The following is a 17,850-nucleotide window of genomic DNA, read 5'->3' on the forward strand; positions in this document are numbered from 1 at the left end:
CTATAGTCTGCAGGTGGACTAGTCCACATAAAAATATGTCAATCATATCAATAAGTTAAATTTCATATCGCTAACGACCCCCTGCTGGAGTGTTCAATCATGGCAGCATCCCCTCAAGACGCCGCAATCGCGACGCCCGTGAACGCCTTCCTTGTCAGGAAGGGCGAAGAACCGCAAGTTATCGATCTGAACGGAAAGTTTGGCACCGGCTACACTTTTTCCGTCCAGACGTCGAACGGCGATAGCGTGGCGGCCACCGTCGACGCCAACGGCCTCCTGAAGCTTTCGTTCGGCGATTACGGCCATTCCGACATCCGCATCACCGCGACCGCCTCCGACGGCTCGGCGATTGTCGACGATTTCCGCGTCCGCGTCGCGGGCGAGAACGCCTACACCATCGCGGTGATTCCCGACACGCAGGACTACACCGCCAACTACGCTTCCCCGTCGATCTTCAGCCGGATGACGCAGTGGCTGGTCGACAACAAGGAAAGCCTCAACATCCAGTTCGTGACCCACGTCGGCGACGTGACCTATCACAACACGGACGCGGAATGGCAGCGCGCGGAGGAGTCCCTACGCATCCTGGACGGCAAGCTCCCCTACTCCATCCTGCCCGGCAACCACGACCTCGCCTCCGGCGGCAGCGCGGGTTCGCGCACGCTGGACAACCTCAGCAAGTACTTCACGGTCGCGGAACAGTCGAAGCTCCCGGGTTTCGGCGGCGTCTATGACAAGGAGCCGGAGAGCTTCTGGAACAGCTACCACACCTTCACCGCCCCGGACGGCACGAAGTGGCTCAACCTGTCGCTCGAATTCGGCCCCCGCGATGACGTGCTGCGCTGGGCGGCCGAGGTCATCGAAGGGCATCTCGACCACCGCGTCATCGTCACGACGCATGGCTACATGGCGGGCGACGAGCGCGTCGGCTCCATGACGCCCCAGCTCACCGGCGAGAACGCCGGCCCGGCCTATGGCGTCGGCAACGACGAGCGCGGCTCCTCGGACGGCGACGGCATCTGGGAGAAGCTCGTCAGCAAGTATCCGAACGTCGCCTTCACGTTCTCCGGCCACAACTTCATCGACGGCGCGCAGACGCAGATCAGCTACGGCGCCGGCGGCCAGCCCGTCTTCCAGATGATGGTCAACTACCAGAACGGCGTCGCGGCGGAGACCACCGGCAACGGTAACGAGGCCAATGGCAGCAACGGCGGCAATGGCGCCATCCGCCTGATCACCATCGACCCCGAGAACGACGCCGTCTACACCGAGACCTACTTCACGGAATTCGACGACTATCTCGATGGCTACCGCGGCAAGCCGGAGCTGGATCGCGACGGCCTGACGGGGTATTACGCCGGCCACCAGGAAACCTTCACGGGTGTCGACCTGTCCACGCCGCTGGACGTGCCCGTCGCCAAGGCCGGCAAGGACCTCTTCGTCGAAGCCACCGGCGATGTCGCCCACTTCAGGCTCGATGCCTCCCAGACGATCCTGCCCGCCGACGCCGATGTCAGCTACGTGTGGAAGGACTCCGAGGGCACCGTCGTCGCCACCGGCCGCAACCCCTTCATCTATCAGGAAGCCGGCTCGCGCGTCCTGACCCTTGAGGTGACGGACGCGAACGGCTACACCAGCGCCGACGACGTCCGCGTCACGGTCATCGGCAAGAACACGCTGCTCTCCGACAACTTCAATGACGGCAACACCAACGGCTGGTCCGCGCCGACCGACATCAAGCTCGCGGAACTGGGCGCCCCGTCCGATTTCGGCCTGCCCGAAATGACCGGCGGCGAGGCCGAGATCCTGAAGTTCCCCAAGTACACGAAGCAACAGCACCTGCTGTTCAAGCCGGAACTGGCGAACGTGCCGGCAAACGGCCTCGTGACGTCCTACACCTTCGCGTTCGACGTCCTGCTGCCCACCAACTCCGGCGGCTGGTGGTCGCTGTTCCAGACTGACGTCACGAACAACTCCGACGCCGAATTCTACCTGCGCAACGACAACGACGGCACGGGCAGCCTCGGCATCAGCAGCGTCTATCAGGGCGATTTCAAATACGGCTCCTGGCAGCGCGTTGCCTTCACCTTCGAGAAGCAGACGGACAGCAGCTACATCATCAAGAAGTACATCGAGGGCCAGTACGTCGGCCAGCAGACCGACAGCTACCGTGGCGGGCGCTTCGATATCGACCCCACCAAGGGCGTGCTGCTGTTCACCGATGACGACTCGGACACCACCGGCGGCTATATCAACAGCTTCCTGTTCGCCGACCACGCGCTGAGCCAGCAGGAAATCACCTCCTTCGGCAAGGCTTCAGCCGGAGGCATCTCCTCCCAGGCCATTGCCGGCGCGACGCAGTTCGACTTCACGAACGGCAAGCTCAGCGCCACCTTCGGCACCGGCACGCTGAACGTTCCGGACGTCGTCGTCAGCTCTCCGCTGAAGGTTGTGGGTACGGTCAAGTCCGGCGAGACCGACGGCGAAGGCACCCTGAAGGACCTCACCAACGGCGGCACCAACATCCTGGTGTGGAACAACGTCGAGGCGAAGCAGTGGAATGACTACGTCTACGACCTCACGCTGAGGACGAACGACAACTCCGGCCAGATCGGCGTCGTCTTCCGCTATCAGGACCAGAGCAACTACTACCGCGTCACGTTCGACATCAACGGCAACGCCCGCTCGCTCGTCAAGGTGCAGAACGGCCAGACGACTGTTCTGGCGCAGGTCGAGAAGGGCATCGTCATGGATGCCGACGCCGAGCTGCGCGTGGCGGTCATCGGCAACGAGATCCGCGTGCTGCTCGACAACCACGACATCTTCGGCGGCCCCGTCACGGACAGCGCGCCGCTGGCCGGCGGCACCGTTGGCGTCTACTCCTCCGCGCAGGACACGGCGTCGTTCGACAACGTTCTCGTCAACAAGGTCGCTCTCACGGCACATGGCGAGACCGGCGCGCGCGTGCTCGACTCGGATGGCGACGGCAACGTGCAGGTGTCCGTTTCGGCGGCCTCCAGCTTCGGCCCGCGCGAAATCGTAGAGTATCGCTGGGTGCTTGGTGACAAGGTGGTCGCCACCGGCAAGAACGCTGTCGTCACGTTGCCCGTCAATGCCGCCGACATCACGCTTGAGGTCCGCGACGCCGCCGGAAACTGGGCGAGCGACAAGGTCCTGGTCGACATCGCCGCGCAGAAGGATATCCTGCTTCAGGAAGACTTCAGCGCCGGCACGGCCGGTTGGCGCTTCGTCGACGAGGGCGAGTACAATGCGGACGCCAACTGGCGCGTGACGAACGGCGAGCTGGTGCAGGACGCAAACGTGTACTCCCGCCAGTTGACCAGCGGCTGGAACGCCACCTCCTCCAACCTCTGGGATCGTGGCTGGAGCCCGCTGGGCGACGGCGACTACATCCTGCGCAAGGGCACGTACGCGGTCTACGAGGGCGCGGGTGCGAGCCAGTGGCAGGACTACTCCGTCGAAACGCTGCTGAACGTCGGTCAGGGCAAGTCGACCGGTGTCCTGTTCTACTATCAGGATGAAAACAACTACTACAAGCTCGACATCAACAAGGAAAACCAGCTCATCCAGATCACCCGGCTCGTGGACGGTATCGAAACCATCCTCGGCCGGACGGGCGGTCATATCTCCCGGCAGCAGGATACGCTGGTGCGGGTCGATATCGAGGATCACGTCATCACCGTCACCATCGACGGCGAGAAGATCTTCGCCAACGTGATCGAGGATCGCTCCCTCGACCACGGTACCATCGCCCTCTACAACTGGGGCGCGGCGAACGGGCTGTCCTATGACGACGTCAAGGTCGTCAGCCTCAAGGACGTCCCGGTCGACACGACGCCGCCGACGATTGCCGGCATCCGCGCGCTCACCGATGACGTGGGTGCGGACACGGTGGTGTTCGAGGTCACCTTCGACGAGGCCGTGAAGGACGTCGACGCGGCCGACTTCGCGCTCATCGCCACCGGCCTCAAGGACGGCTACGCCATCGACAAGGTCGAGGGCGAGGGCAGCACCTGGACCGTCACCGTCACCGGCGTCGTCGGCCGCGGTTCGCTCGCGCTCGCTCTTGCGCAGGACGTTGCCATCACCGACGCCGCCGGCAACGCCCTTGCCTGGTCGGACGTCTCGGCCGCGCATCAGGTCCTGTCGCCTTATGAGATCGTCAAGAACCAGTTCGGCGGCAACGACATCTACCTGTACGATGCCGACGCACTGGTTGCCGACCTCGGCACGAACGCCATCGACCGCGTGTTCTACGACGGCGAGAAGGCCACTGTCGTCCTGCCCGACAACATCGAGCAGGGCACCCTCCTCGACGCCGCGAAGGACAGCAGCCTCTTCGGCGGCGCGGGCGACAACACGCTCACCGGCAATGCCTTCGACAACGTCATCCGGGGTGGCGCCGGCCGCGACGTCATGACCGGCGGCAAGGGCGCCGACACCTTCCTGTTCGATGCCGCCGACCAGTCCGGCGCGCGCCAGATCGACCTCGTCACCGACTTCAACATCGGCGAAGGCGACAAGCTGGCGTTCGACGGCCTCGGCGTGCACCAGCAGGCGAGCGGCCGCGGCACCTCGCAGGCGTTCACCAACGGCGTGCTGACCAACACGATCTCGAACATGCTGAGTTCGCTGACCAACGACGTGGCGCTGGCGACGACTTACGTGGCGAGCGTGATGGGCCAGAACAGCGTGGCGGCATTCCGCTTCGACGACAACTGGTATGTCGTTCAGACGGGCGACCGCACGGGCAACATCAACGGGCTGAGCAACGCGCTGACGATGCTGAACCCCACGGGCCTGCGCACGGTGAACAACATGGCGGAAGGCAACCTGTCGATCGAGAACGTGGTCGAACTCGACCTGGTGGGCACGACCGCGATCCGCGACCTCGGCCAGATCGTCGGCTACGACCTCGTGGGCTGACGGCAGACGCCTGATCCAGCGACAAGATATCGGCGGGGCACGCAAGTGCCCCGCCTTTTCTTTTCCGGGCCGTCCTCAACGGAATCAGATCTTACGCCCCTCGCGCACCAGTTCGTCCATGACCTCGCGCACGGATGCCCCGGCGATCTCGACGATTTCGTCGATTTCCTCCCGCGTGACGACGAGGGGCGGCGCGAAGCCGAGGATGTCGCCGTGCGGCATGGCGCGCGCGATCAGGCCCCGGTCGCGCGCGGCCTTCGAGACGCGCGCACCGATCTTGAGCGCCGGGTCGAAGAGCGTCCGGCTTTCGCGGTCGGCCACGAACTCGATGGCGGCCATCAGGCCGACGCCGCGCACCTCGCCGACGATGGGCAACTGGGCGAATGTCTCCTTGAGCTGCGCCTGAAAATAGGCACCCACCGCGCGGGCGTTGCCGGGCAGGTTTTCCTTCTCGACGATGTCGAGCACCGCGTTAGCCGCCGCCGCGCCGATGGGATGGCCGGAATAGGTGTAGCCGTGCGAGAACGCCCCCACCTTGTCGGCGGCCTCCTCAAGCACCGCGTAAACCTTCTCGCCGACAATCGCGCCCGACAGCGGGAAGTAGGCCGAGGTGAGGCCCTTGGCGACGGTGATGAGATCGGGCTCGATGCCATAATGCTGCGAGCCGAACAGCGAGCCCGTGCGGCCGAATCCGGTTATTACCTCGTCGGCGATCAGCAGCACGTCGTGCTTCCTGAGCACGGCCTGGATCGCCGGCCAGTAGCCTTCCGGCGGCGGCGTGATGCCGCCGGTGCCCAGCACCGGCTCGGCGATGAAGGCGCCGACGGTGTCCGGCCCTTCGCGCTCGATCAGCTCGTCGAGTTCGGCGGCGCGGCGGTTCGAGAATTCCTGTTCGGTCTCGCCGGGCCGCGCGCCCCGGTAGTAATGGGGAACGCCTGTATGAAGGATGTTCGGGAGCGGCAGGTCCATATGGTCGTGGTAGAAGCTCATCCCGGTCATCGAACCAGAAATGACGCTGCATCCATGGTAGCCGCGCTCGCGCGCGATGATCTTCTTCTTCGCCGGCTTGCCGCGCAGATTGTTGTAATACCAGACGATCTTGGCCTGCGTCTCGTTCGCGTCGGAGCCCGACATGCCGTAAAAAACCTTGCTCATCCTGCCCGGCGCCATCCGGACGAGACGGTCGGAAAGGATGGCGAGTTCTTCCGTCGTGTGTGCGGCGTAGGTATGATAATAGGCGAGCTTGTAGGCTTGGCGCGCAATGGCCTCTGCCACCTCCGTGCGGCCGTAGCCGATGTTGACACAGTAGAGGCCGGCAAAGCCATCGATCAGCTCGTTGCCGGCGGCGTCCCTGATGCGGATGCCCTTTCCGGTCTCGACGATGGTCGGATCGCCGATCCGGCCGGTCGCGAAATCCTTGAGTTGCGTGAAGGGATGCAGGACGCTCCGCCGGTCCAGTTCACTGATTTCCTTGATGTTCAATGACATGTCGTTCTCCTTTCACGCGGCCGGATGACCGATGCAGACGTATTTCGGCTCAAGGTATTCGGCGAGGCCGTGTCTCGATCCCTCGCGGCCCAGTCCGGATTGTTTCCAGCCGCCGAACGGGATCGGCGCGCCGGTGAATTTTGGTGTGTTGACGGCGACCATGCCGTATTCCAGCCGGTCCGTGAGACGCATGGCCCGCGCCAGATCGGCCGTGTAGACATAGGCGGCTAGGCCCATCTCGGTGTCGTTCGCCCGCGCGATGACCTCCTCTTCGCTGTCGAAGGGCAGGATGGCGGCAACCGGCCCGAACGTTTCCTCGCGGGCGATCAGCATGTCGTCCGTCACGTCGGCGAGCACGGCCGGCGTGACGAAGTTGCCGGCGAGCGGGCTGTCCTGCGTGCCCGTGACGAGGCGCGCGCCGGCCGCGAGCGCCTGCGCGATCTGCTGGCGGCATTTGTGCGCGACCGAAGGGCGGGTCATGGGGCCGATGTCGACGCCGTCCGCGAGGCCGTGCCCTACCTTGAGCGCAGCCGTTGCGCGCGCGAATACCTCCGTGAAACGCTCGTAGCAGGCCCGCTGCACGTAGATGCGGTTCGCGGCGAGGCAGTCCTGCCCGGAAGTCGCGAATTTCGCGGCCATGCAGCCGTCGACGGCGTTTTCGAGAGGCGCGTCATCGAACACCACGAACGGCGCGTGGCCGCCCAGTTCGAGCGACGCCTTCTTGATCGTCAGCGCGGACCGGGTAAGAAGAAGCCGTCCGATTTCGGTGGAGCCGGTGAACGAGAAGGCACGCACTTCCGTGTGGTCCAGCAGCCGGCGCGCGAGCGGCGCCGCCTCTCCCGTGACGACCTGCAGCACGCCCTCCGGCACCCCGGCCTCCTCCGCGAGGCGCGCCAGCGCCAGCGCCGAAAGCGGGGTTTCGGGCGCCGGCTTCACGATCATGGTGCACCCGGCCGCCAGCGCGGCCCCGGCCTTGCGCGCGATCATGGCGGAGGGAAAGTTCCACGGGGTGATCGCGGCCGTCACACCGACGGGCTGCATCTGGACCGACAGGCGACTGCCGCGCAGATGGCTCGGGATCGTCTCGCCATAGGCGCGCTCGCCCTCGGCGGCGAACCAGTCGAGAAACTGCGCCGCATAGGCGATCTCGCCGCGCGCTTCCGCCAGCGGCTTGCCCTGCTCCGCAGTGATCAGCACCGCAAGATCGTTGGCGTTGCGGCGCATCCCGGCCGCCCAGGCGCGCAGGATGGCGCCCCGCTCGGCCGGCAGCACATCCCGCCACGCAAGGAAAGCCGTATGCGCCGCTTCCACGGCCCGGTCCACATCCGCGGCGGAACAGGCGGCGACATCGACGAGATGCTCGCCCGTGGCGGGGTCGATGACCGGGGTCGTCTCCCCCCGCTCGATCCAGCAGCCGGCGACGAAAGCGCGGCGCTCGGGGAAATCGGGCCGTTCGAGGCGTTTCAGGGCTGCGATGGCAAGGCCTTGCATCGAAATACTCCAGCTTGCGGAATCCGTTTCGCTGAGAAGAACTGTATCGCCGCTTGCACGCATGTTGACGGCGATAATAGCGATTGATATACAGAATTTCTGCGATATATGAAATTCTACGCAGGATTAATGCATGACAGAGCTTGATCGCGCCGACGTTGCCCTTCTCGAAGCCGTGCAGCGAAACAACAGGCTGACGTCCGAGGAACTGGCGAAGATCGTCAATCTGTCGCCCACGGCCTGCCAGCGGCGGCTGAAGCGCCTGCGGGCGGAGGGCGTGATCGAGGCCGATGTCTCGATCGTGTCGCCCAGGGCCGTGGGACGCCCCGTTTCCATGATCGTGCTCGTCTCGCTCGAACGCGAGCGGGCCGACATCGTCGACCGGTTCAAGCAGGCGATCCGCAATACCCGGGAGGTGATGATCGGCTACTACGTCACCGGCGATGCGGATTTCATCCTCGTCGTCACGGCCCGAGACATGGAAGACTACGAGCAGTTCACGCGGCGGTTCTTCTACGAAAACCCGGACATCAAGGGCTTCAAGACCATGGTCGTGATGGATCGCGTCAAGGCCGGTTTCGCCTTTCCAATCGACGTATAGACAGCATTCGGATCACGCGAGCACCGATTGCAGGAAGGCGCGCGTTTCCGGGTGCTCCGGGCTTCTGAACATCCGCTCCGGATCGCCCTGCTCCACGATGCGCCCCTTGTTGAAGAAGCAGACGCGGTCGGAGACCTCGCGCGCGAAGCGCATCTCGTGCGTGACGAGCAGCATGGTCAGGTCGTGCTCATGAGCGAGGCTGCGGATGACGCCCAGCACCTCGCCGACGAGTTGCGGGTCGAGCGCCGAAGTAGGCTCGTCGAACAGCAGCACGCGCGGACGCATGGCGAGCGCCCGCGCGATGGCGACACGCTGCTGCTGCCCGCCCGAGAGCTGTGCCGGGAAGTGGTCTTTCTTGTCGGCAAGGCCCACGAGGCCCAGCAGGTCGAGTGCCCTGCCCTCCGCCTCCGCGCGTGGCACGCCGTGGGCCCGCGGCGCCTCGGTGATGTTGCGCAGCACGCTCATGTGCGGAAACAGGTTGAAGCTCTGGAAAACCATGCCGACGTTGCAGCGGATGGCGCGCAGGTGCTTTTCCGACGCGCGGAATGCGCCGGCGCCGCCCGGCTGGTGATAGCCGTGGCCGCCCAGCGTCAGCGTGCCTTCCTGAAAGGGCTCCAGCGTCATCAGGATGCGCAGCACCGTGGACTTGCCGGAACCGGAGGGGCCGATCAGCGTCACCTTCTCGCCGGGCGCCACGGCGAAGCTGAAATCGTCGAGCACGGTGAGTGCGCCGAAGCGCTTGGTGACGCCGTCGAAACGGATGATGGGCGCGGCGGCCTCTGCCACCGCCGCCGGACTCTGCATCGCCATGACGGCCTCCATGCGGCTGTTGATTGTGTCGGGTTGTCTCGAATGGATCATGTCTGCAACGCTTCTCATTTCAGCGGAACGCCCGCTTTCGGCAGCCGGCGTTCGAGCTGATGGATGGCGGCGGAGCAGATGAGCGTCAGCAGCAGGAAGATGAGGCCGACCATGGTGAGCGGCAGCAGATATTGATACGTCTGCTCCCCGATCATGTTGGCGAGGCCGAGCATCTCCAGAATGGTGATGACGGACAGCACCGGCGTCTCCTTGAACATCGCCACCGCGTAGTTGCCCATGGCGGGCACGATGCGCGGCACCACCTGCGGGATGACGATGTCCCGGTAGACCGTGAGCCGGGAGAGGTTGAGCGCCGTTGCCGCCTCCCACTGGCCGCGCGGAATGGCGTCGATGCCGCCCCGGTACACCTCGGACGTGTAGGCGGAATACTGCAGCCCCAGCGCCAGCACGCCGGTGAGGAACGCCGGCATCACGACGCCGTAGTCCGGCAGAACATAGTAGAGGAAGAAAAGCTGCACCAGCAGTGGCGTGTCGCGCAGGAATTCCACCACGAACGCCGTCGTCCACGAAACAGCCCTTATCCGGCTGCGGCGCAGCAGGGCGAAGACGAGCCCCATGACGATGGCGATGGCGAAGCCCGCGAGCGCCGCCTTCACCGTGACCGTCAGGCCGATCAGCAGGATCGGCAGGATGGATGTCGCGAACGCCAGCGGCGTCGAGGTATCCCATGCAAGGCCGTACATCATGCGTGCGCCGCCTTCGGAAATGCCGCCCCGCGCCTGACCAGCCGCTCGATGAGCCGCATGATCGCCGCGAGGACCAGCGCCATGAGAAAGTAGCCGATCAGCGTCAGCGTGTAGACGGTCGTGCTGTCGAGCGTGAGGTTGCGGATGGACTGCGCCCGAAAGGTGAGATCGGCGATCGAGATCAGCGACACCAGCGACGACAGCTTCAGCGTGTCGATGGCGAGGTTGCCGAAGGCCGGCATCATCTCGACGAGGCTCTGCGGCAGCACGATATGGAACAGCGTGTGCCGGCGGCTGAAGTTCAGCGCCCGCGCGGCTTCGAGCTGCTGCTGCGGCACGGCCAGCAGCGCCCCGCGCACGATTTCCGCGCCATAGCCGCCCGCGTGCAGGGACAGGCCGATGATGCCGGTCGTCACCGGATCGAACGACAGCCCGATCAGCGGCAGGGCGTAGTACAGCCAGAACAGCTGCACGAGCAGCGACGTGCCGCGGAAGATTTCCGTGTAGCACAGGGCGACGAAGGCCGGTATCCGCCCGCCCTCGACACGGGCGATGCCTGCCGCGAACGACAGCAGCCCGCCGATCACGATGGAAACGAACGTGATCTCGGCGGTGACCAGCGCACCCTGCGCCAGCGATGGCAGGTAGGAAAGCCAGTTCATCGGCGCCCCTCCTTTATGGCGTTTTCGAGCGAAGCGGATGCCCGCCCGCGTGAGGAAAACACGTTAAACCAGAAAATCAGAGCGTTTCGGCGTTTCCGTGAAGCGACGAAACGCTCTCATGAAGATAAGGGAGCTGGCCCACCGGCGCGGCCCGGCAACCACGCGCCGTCACTTGCCTGCGCACAACTCCGCGACATTGACGGACTGCGCGGCCGTGATGCTTTCCTCGCTCAGGCCGTAGGTCTTCAGAATCTGGCGGTAGGCATCCGTCTTCCGGAAGGCGACCAGCGCCTCGTTGAAGGCGTCGCGCAGTTCCTTGTCCTCGGGCCGGAAGGAAAAGCCACCGTAGTTACGCACCGGCTTGCCGTTCACAACCGGGTCGGCGAAGGGGCTCACCTGCTCCACATCCTCGCGCCCCTTCGCCAGGTTGAACACCGTGAGTTCGGTCGCGGCATAAGCGTCGGCGCGGCTTTGCACGGTGGCGAGCGCGTCGGCGTTGGCCTTGATGAACACCACCTGATCGTCCTTCACGCCAACGGCGCGCAGGAAGTCGATGTTGTTGGCGCCCGATACCACCGCCACCTTCAGGCCCGGGTCCTTCGCGACATCGGCATAGGTGGTGAACTTCTTCGGGTTGCCCTTCTTGACGAGCAGCCCCTCGCCGTAGCTGGAATTGGGCTCGCTGAAGCTCACCTGCTTGCAGCGCTCCGGCGAGATGTTCTGCTCCGCCGCCACGAAATCCCAACGTCTGGCCTTGAGGCCCGGAATGAGGGTGCCGAAGGGCGTCACCGTCCAGTTGATCTCCGCGATGCCGAGCGTCTTCAGCACCGCGATCGCAACCTCCGGCCCGATGCCGGCGGCCGTGCCGTCTTCCTTCATGAAGCCGTAGGGCACCTCGTTGGCGGTGGCGACGCGGATGTAGCCCTGCTTCTTCGCCTCTTCCAGCGTCAGGGCCCGGGCGCCGGACGCGAAGGCGGTGGCCAGCGCCAGCGATGCGACCGTGCACGAGATGACTTTCTTCCACGATACAGCGTTTTTCCGGAATGTAGCTTTTTTCATCGTTGACTCCTCTGGTTGTTCTGATTGCCGGGGCCGGGTTGTCCCGGCTCCGCGTTTTCCCGGGGCGACCGGCCGATCTGCCCCGTCAGCTTGCCGTTGTCGCGATCACGAACAGGCAATCGCCCTGCTGGACGAGGCCGGGGAAGTGCCGGGCCGCGAGAACCCCGTCAAGCGCCGCGCGTATTTCCGCCGGCGCCGCGCCGGTGCGATCGACGGGATGGATGCGCGCGATCACCTCTCCCCGCGCGACGGGCTCTCCGAGATCGCGGGCGAAGGCGACGAGCCCGGCGTTCTCCGCGAAGGCGAAGCAGTCCGGCGAGGGCATGGCGAGGAAGCGGCCCGGCGCGCCCTCGGGATCGCCGGCGAGAATGCCGGCGTGCTTCAGCACGTTGCGCGCTCCCCGCCGCGCGATCGCGGCCGTCGTGGCGGAAGCCGTGCCGCCGCCGCCGAGTTCCGTTGTCACGAAAACCTTGCCCATTGCCTCGACCGTGGTGTCGAACATGCCCACGGCGTCGATCTCACGCATGCGCATGGCATAGGGCGCGGCGAACGCCGCCACGGCCTCGAACGAGCGGCGCTCCTGTTCCTTGTCGTCAAGTTCATGGGCCGCCGCGTAAGGCAGGAAATCCAGCGTGCGGCCGCCCGAGTGGAAGTCCAGCACGATATCCGCGCGCGGCACGAGATGCCGGGTGACGAAATCGGCGATCTTGCCGGTGACCGTGCCGGTGGGGCTGCCGGGAAAGCTGCGGTTGAGGTTGCCCCTGTCGATGGGCGACGTGCGCGTGCCGGCGCGGAAAGCGGGGTAATTCATGGCGGGCAGGATGATGACCCGCCCCCGCACGGCCGCGGGGTCGAGTTCCCGCGCCAGCTCGAACAGGGCAATGGGCCCCTCGTATTCGTCGCCGTGGTTGCCGCCGGTCAGCAGCGCCGTGGGGCCGTCGCCGTCGCCGATGACGGCGATCGGTATCATCACGGAACCCCAGGCGCTGTCGTCGCGGCTGTAGGGCAGGCGCAGGTAGCCGTGCTGCGCGCCGCCGCCATCGAGGTCGACGGTGGGCGTCACGGGAGAGGGAGGCAACAGATCGCTCACGGTCTCAGTCCTTCACGAACAGCCGGCGCGGCACGTCGGCGAGGCATTCGACCCCGGTTTCGGTGATGAGGATACTCTCGGTGATCTCGATGCCCATGGTATCGAGCCACAGGCCGCTCATGAAATGGAAGGTCATGCCCGGCCGGAGCACGGTCCGGTCGCCCTTGCGCAGGCTCATCGTGCGCTCGCCCCAGTCCGGCGGGTAGCTGAGGCCGATCGAATAGCCGGTGCGGTTGTCCTTGACGAAACCGTGCCGTGCCAGCGTGGCGAAATAACGGTTGGCGATGTCCTCGCAGGTATTGCCGGGCCGGGCGGCGGCGAGCGCCTCCTCCATGCCCTCCAGCGTGGCTTTTTCCGCATCCAGAAAACGCTGTCCGGGCTTGCCGAGAAACACCGTGCGCGATAGTGGGCAGTGATAACGGCGATAGCAGCCGGCGATCTCGAAGAACGTCCCCTCACCCGCGCGCATCGGCGCGTCGTCCCATGTCAGGTGCGGTGCGGAAGCGTTCTCTCCCGAGGGCAGCAGCGGCACGATGGCCGGATAGTCGCCGCCGAAGCCGTCCGTGCCCCGGATGCCGGCATCGTAGATTTCCGCCACCAGATCGCACTTGCGCATGCCGGGCTCGATCACCTCGACGATGCGTTCGTGCATTCTGGCGACAATCTGGCCGGCCTTGCGCATGTAGTCGATTTCGGCCTGGCTTTTGACGGCCCGCTGCCAGTTCACCAGATAGGTGGCATCGTGGAAGCGGGCGTCCGGCAGGTGCTTTTGCAGCGAGGCATGGGCCGCCGCGCTGAAATAATAGTTATCGAGTTCCACGCCGATCCGTGCGGTCTTCCAGCCGCGATCCGCGATGAGCTGCGCCAGCAGATCCATCGGGTGGCGTTCCGTCGACTGCACATAATGGTCGGGATAACTCAGGATGTGGCTTTCGCCCAGGCTGGTCGTGAGCTGCGCGCCGCGCGCGTCCTGCAGGCGCCCGTACCAGAACACCTCGCCGCCGGGGGCGACCAGCACGCATTGGTGGACGTAGAACGACCAACCGTCGTAGCCCGTCAGCCAGTGCATGTTAGACGGATCGGTGACGATGAGCAGGTCTATCTCCGCCTGTTCCATCGCCTGCCGGGTGCGGCCGAGGCGGGTGGCGTATTCGTCTGCGGTAAAGCCGGGCTCCTGAGACATTGACGGTATGATCCCTTGTTGTCGTCATTCGGGCGGCGCGCGGGCGACGGCCTTCGCGCGCCGGTGTTCAGGCCCTCGCGCCGCCGGTGTCGAAGCGGACGCCCGCACCCACCGCGCGGGCGCGCGTGAAGGCGAGATGCGCGATGGCGGTATCCTGCACACCCGTGCCTGTCAGATCGCACAGGGTGATCTCGTCGTCGCGCCGTGAGCGCGGCTGCGCGACCACGTCGCCCAGCTCGGCAAGATCCGTGCCGGGTGGCAAGGTACCGGCGGCGACGGCATGGTGAAGTTCGCCCAGCAGGCGCGTCTGCGGCAGGCAGTCGGCGAAGTAGCACGCCTTCCGGAACAGCGCCGGGTCGATCTCGTTCTTATGGCCTGCGTCGGACCCCATCGCGGTGATATGCTGGCCGGGTGCGATCCATTCTGCCTGCAGCACCGGCTCCGCCGCCGGCGTGGTGGTGACGATGACATCCGCGCCGCTCGCCGCCTCCCGCGCATCGGCCACGAAGCGGACGGGGAAGCCGAGTTCCCGCGTCAACGCGGCGCTGGCGGCCGCTCCCTTGCCCGCGTCGCGCGCCCACAGCCGCGCCTCGCCGATCGGGCGCACGAGCGTGAGCGCCTTCAATTGCAGCCGCGCCTGCGCACCGGCGCCGAAGACGGTAGCGACCCGCGCATCGGCGCGCGCCAGATGCCGGGCCGCCACAGCGCCCGCCGCCGCCGTGCGCACCTCCGTCAGATAGCCGTTGTCGAGCAGCAGCGCCTCCACCAGCCCGGTGCGGGCGGACAGCAACACCATCAGGCCATTGAGGCTGGGCAGGCCCAGAAGCGGATTGTCGAAGAACCCGGGGCTGATCTTGATCGCGAAGCCGTCGAGGCCCGGCACATAGGCCGTCTTGACGTCCACCTCGCCACGATGCTCCGGTATGTCGAGACGCAGCACGGGCGGCATCGCGACACGGCGCGTCGCCAGCGCCCGGAAGGCATCCTCGACGCAATCCACCGCCTCGGCATCGAGCGCCACAACCTTGCGCAGATCCGCTTCCGTCAATACCAGCATGTCAGCCATTGCCGCCTCCCCCGCTCCCGTCCGCGCCGTTGATGGCCCGGTGCAGCGCCGCATCGATGTTGGCACCGGACAGCAGCACCGCCGTTGGCCCCGCCGGCCGGACCTTGCCCGCGAGCAGCGCCGCGATGCCCACGGCGCCGGCACCTTCGACGGTTTCACCCTCCTCGCGGAAAGCGTGGCGGATGCCCGACGCAATCTCGTCCTCGTCCACCAGCACCACATCGTCGAGCAGGTCGCGGCACAGGGCGAACGTGTAGCGGTTATCGAGGCCGATGCCGCCGCCGAGCGAGTCGGCGAGCGTCTCCTCCTCCAGCACCTCGACGGGGTGGCCAGCCGCGAGGCTTGCGTGCATGGCCGCGCCGCGCCGCATCGAGACACCGATGACCCTGGCCTCAGGCCGCCGGAAGCGCACCGCCGCCGCGACGCCCGCCGCGAGGCCGCCGCCGGACAGCGGCACGAGCACGGTGGCGACATCCGGCATCGCCTCCACGATTTCGAGGCCGGCGGTTCCCTGTCCCGCGATCACGTCCGGGTGGTCGAAGGGCGGCACGGGCGTCAGCCCTTCATCGCGCGCGAGCCGCGCCACTTCCTCCATCGCCTCGTCCTGCGAGCGGCCCACGATACGCACGTCCGCGCCAAGCGCCCGCACCGCCTCGACCTTGTTGGCGGGCACGAGACCCGACAGGCACACGACAGCACGCACGCCCTGCCCCCGCGCCGCATGGGCGAGCGCCCGGCCGTGGTTGCCGGTCGAAGCGGTCACGACGCCGCGCTGGCGCTGTTCCGCGTCCAGCCGCAGGATGGCGCAGGTCGCGCCCCTGATCTTGAAGCTGCCCGTCAGTTGCCGGTTTTCGAGCTTCAGCCCCACCGTCTGCCCATGACGGCGCGATAGCACCGGCGACGTTCTCAGGCCGGTTTCGGCCACATGCCCGGCAAGCTGGCGCCGGGCGAGAGAGATGTCCTCGCCGGTGCCGGGCCCATAACGGATTGGCATGATCCGCACCCTCTGCATTTGTTCTTGCAGGGATGGTTGCGCAGTCCAATTATCATGTCAATCAATACATTAAATCATTACAATTTTTCAATCGAGGATGTCGATGTCGTAGACTGGCGGCAATTGCTCGAAGATGCCCCGGATAGCCATCAGCACCTGCCGCAGACCGGCGGACGAGAGGTGGCCGCCGATGCAGATGCGGATTCCGCCGCATGGACGATCCGGACTCGCCACGAAGGGGTCCGACGCGGTCACGGCAATGTTGTTCCGCGCCAGTTGACGCACCAGACCCCCCTCGTCCCAGTGGTCCGGTACCTTCAGCCACGCACTTGGCGACACGGGGTGGCTACCGGCGATGAAGGGGCCTAGCGTCTCCCGCACGACGGCCTGCCGCGTCCGGATTTCCCGCCGCTGGACGTCGAGAAGGGCCTGCGCCGTGCCGTCCTCGATCCAGCGCGTGGCGATGTCGGCGGTGAGATAGGTGGCACTCCAGCCGGTCACGCGCAGGATGCTCGCCACCTTGATGGCGTATTGCTGGGGCACCACCAGATAGCCGGTGCGCAGGCCGGTCATCACCGATTTAGTGAAACTCGTGACGAAAAAACCGAGATCCGGCAGCAGTTCGGTATAGGAAGGCAGCGGCTCCTCGATCAGCGGCTTATAGACCTCGTCCTCGATGACATACACGCCATGACGGCGCGCGACCTCGGCGATCGCCCGCCGCCGCTCGGCCCCCGCGAGATGGCTCGTCGGGTTGCCCAGCGTGGGTACCATGACGAGCGCCGCCACCCCGCCGGCCCGGCAGGCCGCCTCGAACGCCTCGACAATCACCCCCTCCCCATCGACCGGCAGACCGCGCAGGGAGAAGCCGAGCAGGTTCGACAGGCCGATGATGCCGTGATCCGTCAGTTCCTCGGTCAGCACCACATCACCGCGCCGCAGCAGCGCGGCGCAAGCCAGAAACAGCCCATGCGCGGCCCCGTTGGTGACGATGATGCGCTCCTGCGGCACCTCCACCCCGAGCCCCCGCAGCCAGTGCTGCGCGCCGGCGCGGTGCGCGTCGAGCCCGACGATCGGCCGGCAAGGCTGCATGAAGACGCTGCTGTCGTCCCGCGACATGGCAGCGAACAGGCGGCGCATGGCCGCCTCGTGCTCTTCGGAATAGACGCACCGCACAATGGAGAGATCCGCTCGATCGCCGCTGTTGCGATCGAGCATGAAGCGATCCGCCTTTTCGGTCACGCGGTTGCGCACGAACGTGCCGCGCCCCACCTCGCCCGTCAGAAAGCCCAGCCGCTCCGCCTCCTTGTAACTGATGCTCACCGTCTGCACCGAAACACCGAGCTGCCGCGCCAGCTCGCGATGCGTCGGCATGCGCGTGCGCGGCGGCAGGATACCCGTCTCGATATCCGCGACGATCTTTTCCGTGAGCAGCCTGTGCTTCGTCGCTCCACGCCGGGGCGTCAGCACGGGAAGCCAAGAATCGCCGCCGCCTCCGGAATCGGCAGTTGCCTGAGAAACAGGCTGCAATCTGGCGGATAACGAAGCGCGAGGAGATATCATGATGCAGGACAGTTCAAGCTATGACTTACATCATGACAATATGCGGGTGTCCTGACCAGATCAAGAGATCAACGGCGGGTGCCGATACGCGGAGCAAGACCGGATAGCCGGCGCCACGCTGACCGGAGCAACGGCATC

General features: G+C 65.9%; 13 protein-coding genes. 2 read left to right on the forward strand and 11 right to left on the reverse strand.

The window, feature by feature from the left end; all coding sequences use genetic code 11:
- Positions 1-99: 99 nt before the first annotated feature.
- Positions 100-4,947, forward strand: a complete 4,848-nt coding sequence (locus FHS82_RS20920) for a metallophosphoesterase (RefSeq protein ID WP_208394212.1) — start codon at positions 100-102, stop codon at positions 4,945-4,947.
- Between the two features lie 84 nt (positions 4,948-5,031).
- Here the strand turns inward: FHS82_RS20920 and FHS82_RS12665 are convergent, their stop codons facing one another.
- Complete coding sequence (locus FHS82_RS12665; protein ID WP_166953330.1) at positions 5,032-6,435, reverse strand: aspartate aminotransferase family protein; 1,404 nt, start codon at positions 6,433-6,435, stop codon at positions 5,032-5,034.
- A 12-nt stretch (positions 6,436-6,447) separates the two neighbouring features.
- The gene (locus tag FHS82_RS12670; RefSeq protein WP_166953332.1) at positions 6,448-7,926 is read right to left on the reverse strand and encodes an NAD-dependent succinate-semialdehyde dehydrogenase; all 1,479 of its coding nucleotides are present in this window, start codon (positions 7,924-7,926) and stop codon (positions 6,448-6,450) included.
- A gap of 133 nt (positions 7,927-8,059) precedes the next feature.
- Here FHS82_RS12670 and FHS82_RS12675 point away from each other — a divergent pair, with 133 nt between their 5' ends.
- On the forward strand, positions 8,060-8,527 hold the full coding sequence (locus FHS82_RS12675) for an Lrp/AsnC family transcriptional regulator (protein ID WP_166953334.1): 468 nt from the start codon (positions 8,060-8,062) through the stop codon (positions 8,525-8,527).
- Between the two features lie 12 nt (positions 8,528-8,539).
- On the opposite strand, the gene ehuA is transcribed toward FHS82_RS12675, so the two are convergent.
- From ehuA to ehuR, 9 genes are all read right to left on the reverse strand, one after another.
- Complete coding sequence (gene ehuA / locus FHS82_RS12680) at positions 8,540-9,331, reverse strand: ectoine/hydroxyectoine ABC transporter ATP-binding protein EhuA (RefSeq protein WP_166953448.1); 792 nt, start codon at positions 9,329-9,331, stop codon at positions 8,540-8,542.
- A 71-nt stretch (positions 9,332-9,402) separates the two neighbouring features.
- Entirely contained in the window at positions 9,403-10,095 is a 693-nt protein-coding gene (gene ehuD, locus FHS82_RS12685; protein WP_166953336.1) for an ectoine/hydroxyectoine ABC transporter permease subunit EhuD, read from the reverse strand.
- Complete coding sequence (gene ehuC, locus FHS82_RS12690) at positions 10,092-10,757, reverse strand: ectoine/hydroxyectoine ABC transporter permease subunit EhuC (protein WP_166953338.1); 666 nt, start codon at positions 10,755-10,757, stop codon at positions 10,092-10,094. Before ehuC ends, ehuD begins: the two co-directional genes overlap by 4 nt.
- 168 nt (positions 10,758-10,925) lie before the next feature.
- Positions 10,926-11,816 carry an ectoine/hydroxyectoine ABC transporter substrate-binding protein EhuB gene (gene ehuB, locus FHS82_RS12695; protein WP_166953341.1) on the reverse strand — a complete coding sequence of 297 codons (891 nt, stop codon included), beginning with the start codon at positions 11,814-11,816 and terminating at the stop codon, positions 10,926-10,928.
- Between the two features lie 85 nt (positions 11,817-11,901).
- The gene (doeB, locus tag FHS82_RS12700; RefSeq protein ID WP_166953343.1) at positions 11,902-12,906 is read right to left on the reverse strand and encodes a N(2)-acetyl-L-2,4-diaminobutanoate deacetylase DoeB; all 1,005 of its coding nucleotides are present in this window, start codon (positions 12,904-12,906) and stop codon (positions 11,902-11,904) included.
- A 4-nt stretch (positions 12,907-12,910) separates the two neighbouring features.
- Positions 12,911-14,089 (reverse strand): ectoine hydrolase DoeA, encoded by a 1,179-nt coding sequence (doeA, locus tag FHS82_RS12705; RefSeq protein ID WP_166953345.1) that lies wholly within the window; start codon positions 14,087-14,089, stop codon positions 12,911-12,913.
- 67 nt (positions 14,090-14,156) lie between these two features.
- Positions 14,157-15,155, reverse strand: a complete 999-nt coding sequence (gene eutC, locus FHS82_RS12710) for an ectoine utilization protein EutC (protein WP_166953347.1) — start codon at positions 15,153-15,155, stop codon at positions 14,157-14,159.
- Positions 15,148-16,149 (reverse strand): hydroxyectoine utilization dehydratase EutB, encoded by a 1,002-nt coding sequence (gene eutB, locus FHS82_RS12715; protein WP_208394213.1) that lies wholly within the window; start codon positions 16,147-16,149, stop codon positions 15,148-15,150. The genes eutC and eutB overlap by 8 nt, the downstream gene beginning before the upstream one ends.
- Positions 16,150-16,236: 87 nt before the next feature.
- Complete coding sequence (gene ehuR / locus FHS82_RS12720) at positions 16,237-17,619, reverse strand: MocR-like ectoine utilization transcription factor EhuR (RefSeq protein WP_343042568.1); 1,383 nt, start codon at positions 17,617-17,619, stop codon at positions 16,237-16,239.
- Positions 17,620-17,850 lie beyond the last annotated feature (231 nt).

Origin of the sequence: Pseudochelatococcus lubricantis (assembly GCF_011762225.1) — a bacterium.
In the GTDB taxonomy this organism is placed as follows: domain Bacteria; phylum Pseudomonadota; class Alphaproteobacteria; order Rhizobiales; family Beijerinckiaceae; genus Pseudochelatococcus; species Pseudochelatococcus lubricantis.

Bases quoted from the DNA above. Each gene is read 5' to 3' on its own strand.
- FHS82_RS20920 (WP_208394212.1), top strand. From the start codon at position 100: ATGGCAGCATCCCCTCAAGACGCCGCAATCGCGACGCCCGTGAACGCC.
- FHS82_RS12665 (WP_166953330.1), bottom strand. From the start codon at position 6,435: ATGTCATTGAACATCAAGGAAATCAGTGAACTGGACCGGCGGAGCGTC.
- FHS82_RS12670 (WP_166953332.1), bottom strand. From the start codon at position 7,926: ATGCAAGGCCTTGCCATCGCAGCCCTGAAACGCCTCGAACGGCCCGAT.
- FHS82_RS12675 (WP_166953334.1), top strand. From the start codon at position 8,060: ATGACAGAGCTTGATCGCGCCGACGTTGCCCTTCTCGAAGCCGTGCAG.
- ehuA (WP_166953448.1), bottom strand. From the start codon at position 9,331: ATGCAGAGTCCGGCGGCGGTGGCAGAGGCCGCCGCGCCCATCATCCGT.
- ehuD (WP_166953336.1), bottom strand. From the start codon at position 10,095: ATGATGTACGGCCTTGCATGGGATACCTCGACGCCGCTGGCGTTCGCG.
- ehuC (WP_166953338.1), bottom strand. From the start codon at position 10,757: ATGAACTGGCTTTCCTACCTGCCATCGCTGGCGCAGGGTGCGCTGGTC.
- ehuB (WP_166953341.1), bottom strand. From the start codon at position 11,816: ATGAAAAAAGCTACATTCCGGAAAAACGCTGTATCGTGGAAGAAAGTC.
- doeA (WP_166953345.1), bottom strand. From the start codon at position 14,089: ATGTCTCAGGAGCCCGGCTTTACCGCAGACGAATACGCCACCCGCCTC.
- eutC (WP_166953347.1), bottom strand. From the start codon at position 15,155: ATGGCTGACATGCTGGTATTGACGGAAGCGGATCTGCGCAAGGTTGTG.
- eutB (WP_208394213.1), bottom strand. From the start codon at position 16,149: ATGCCAATCCGTTATGGGCCCGGCACCGGCGAGGACATCTCTCTCGCC.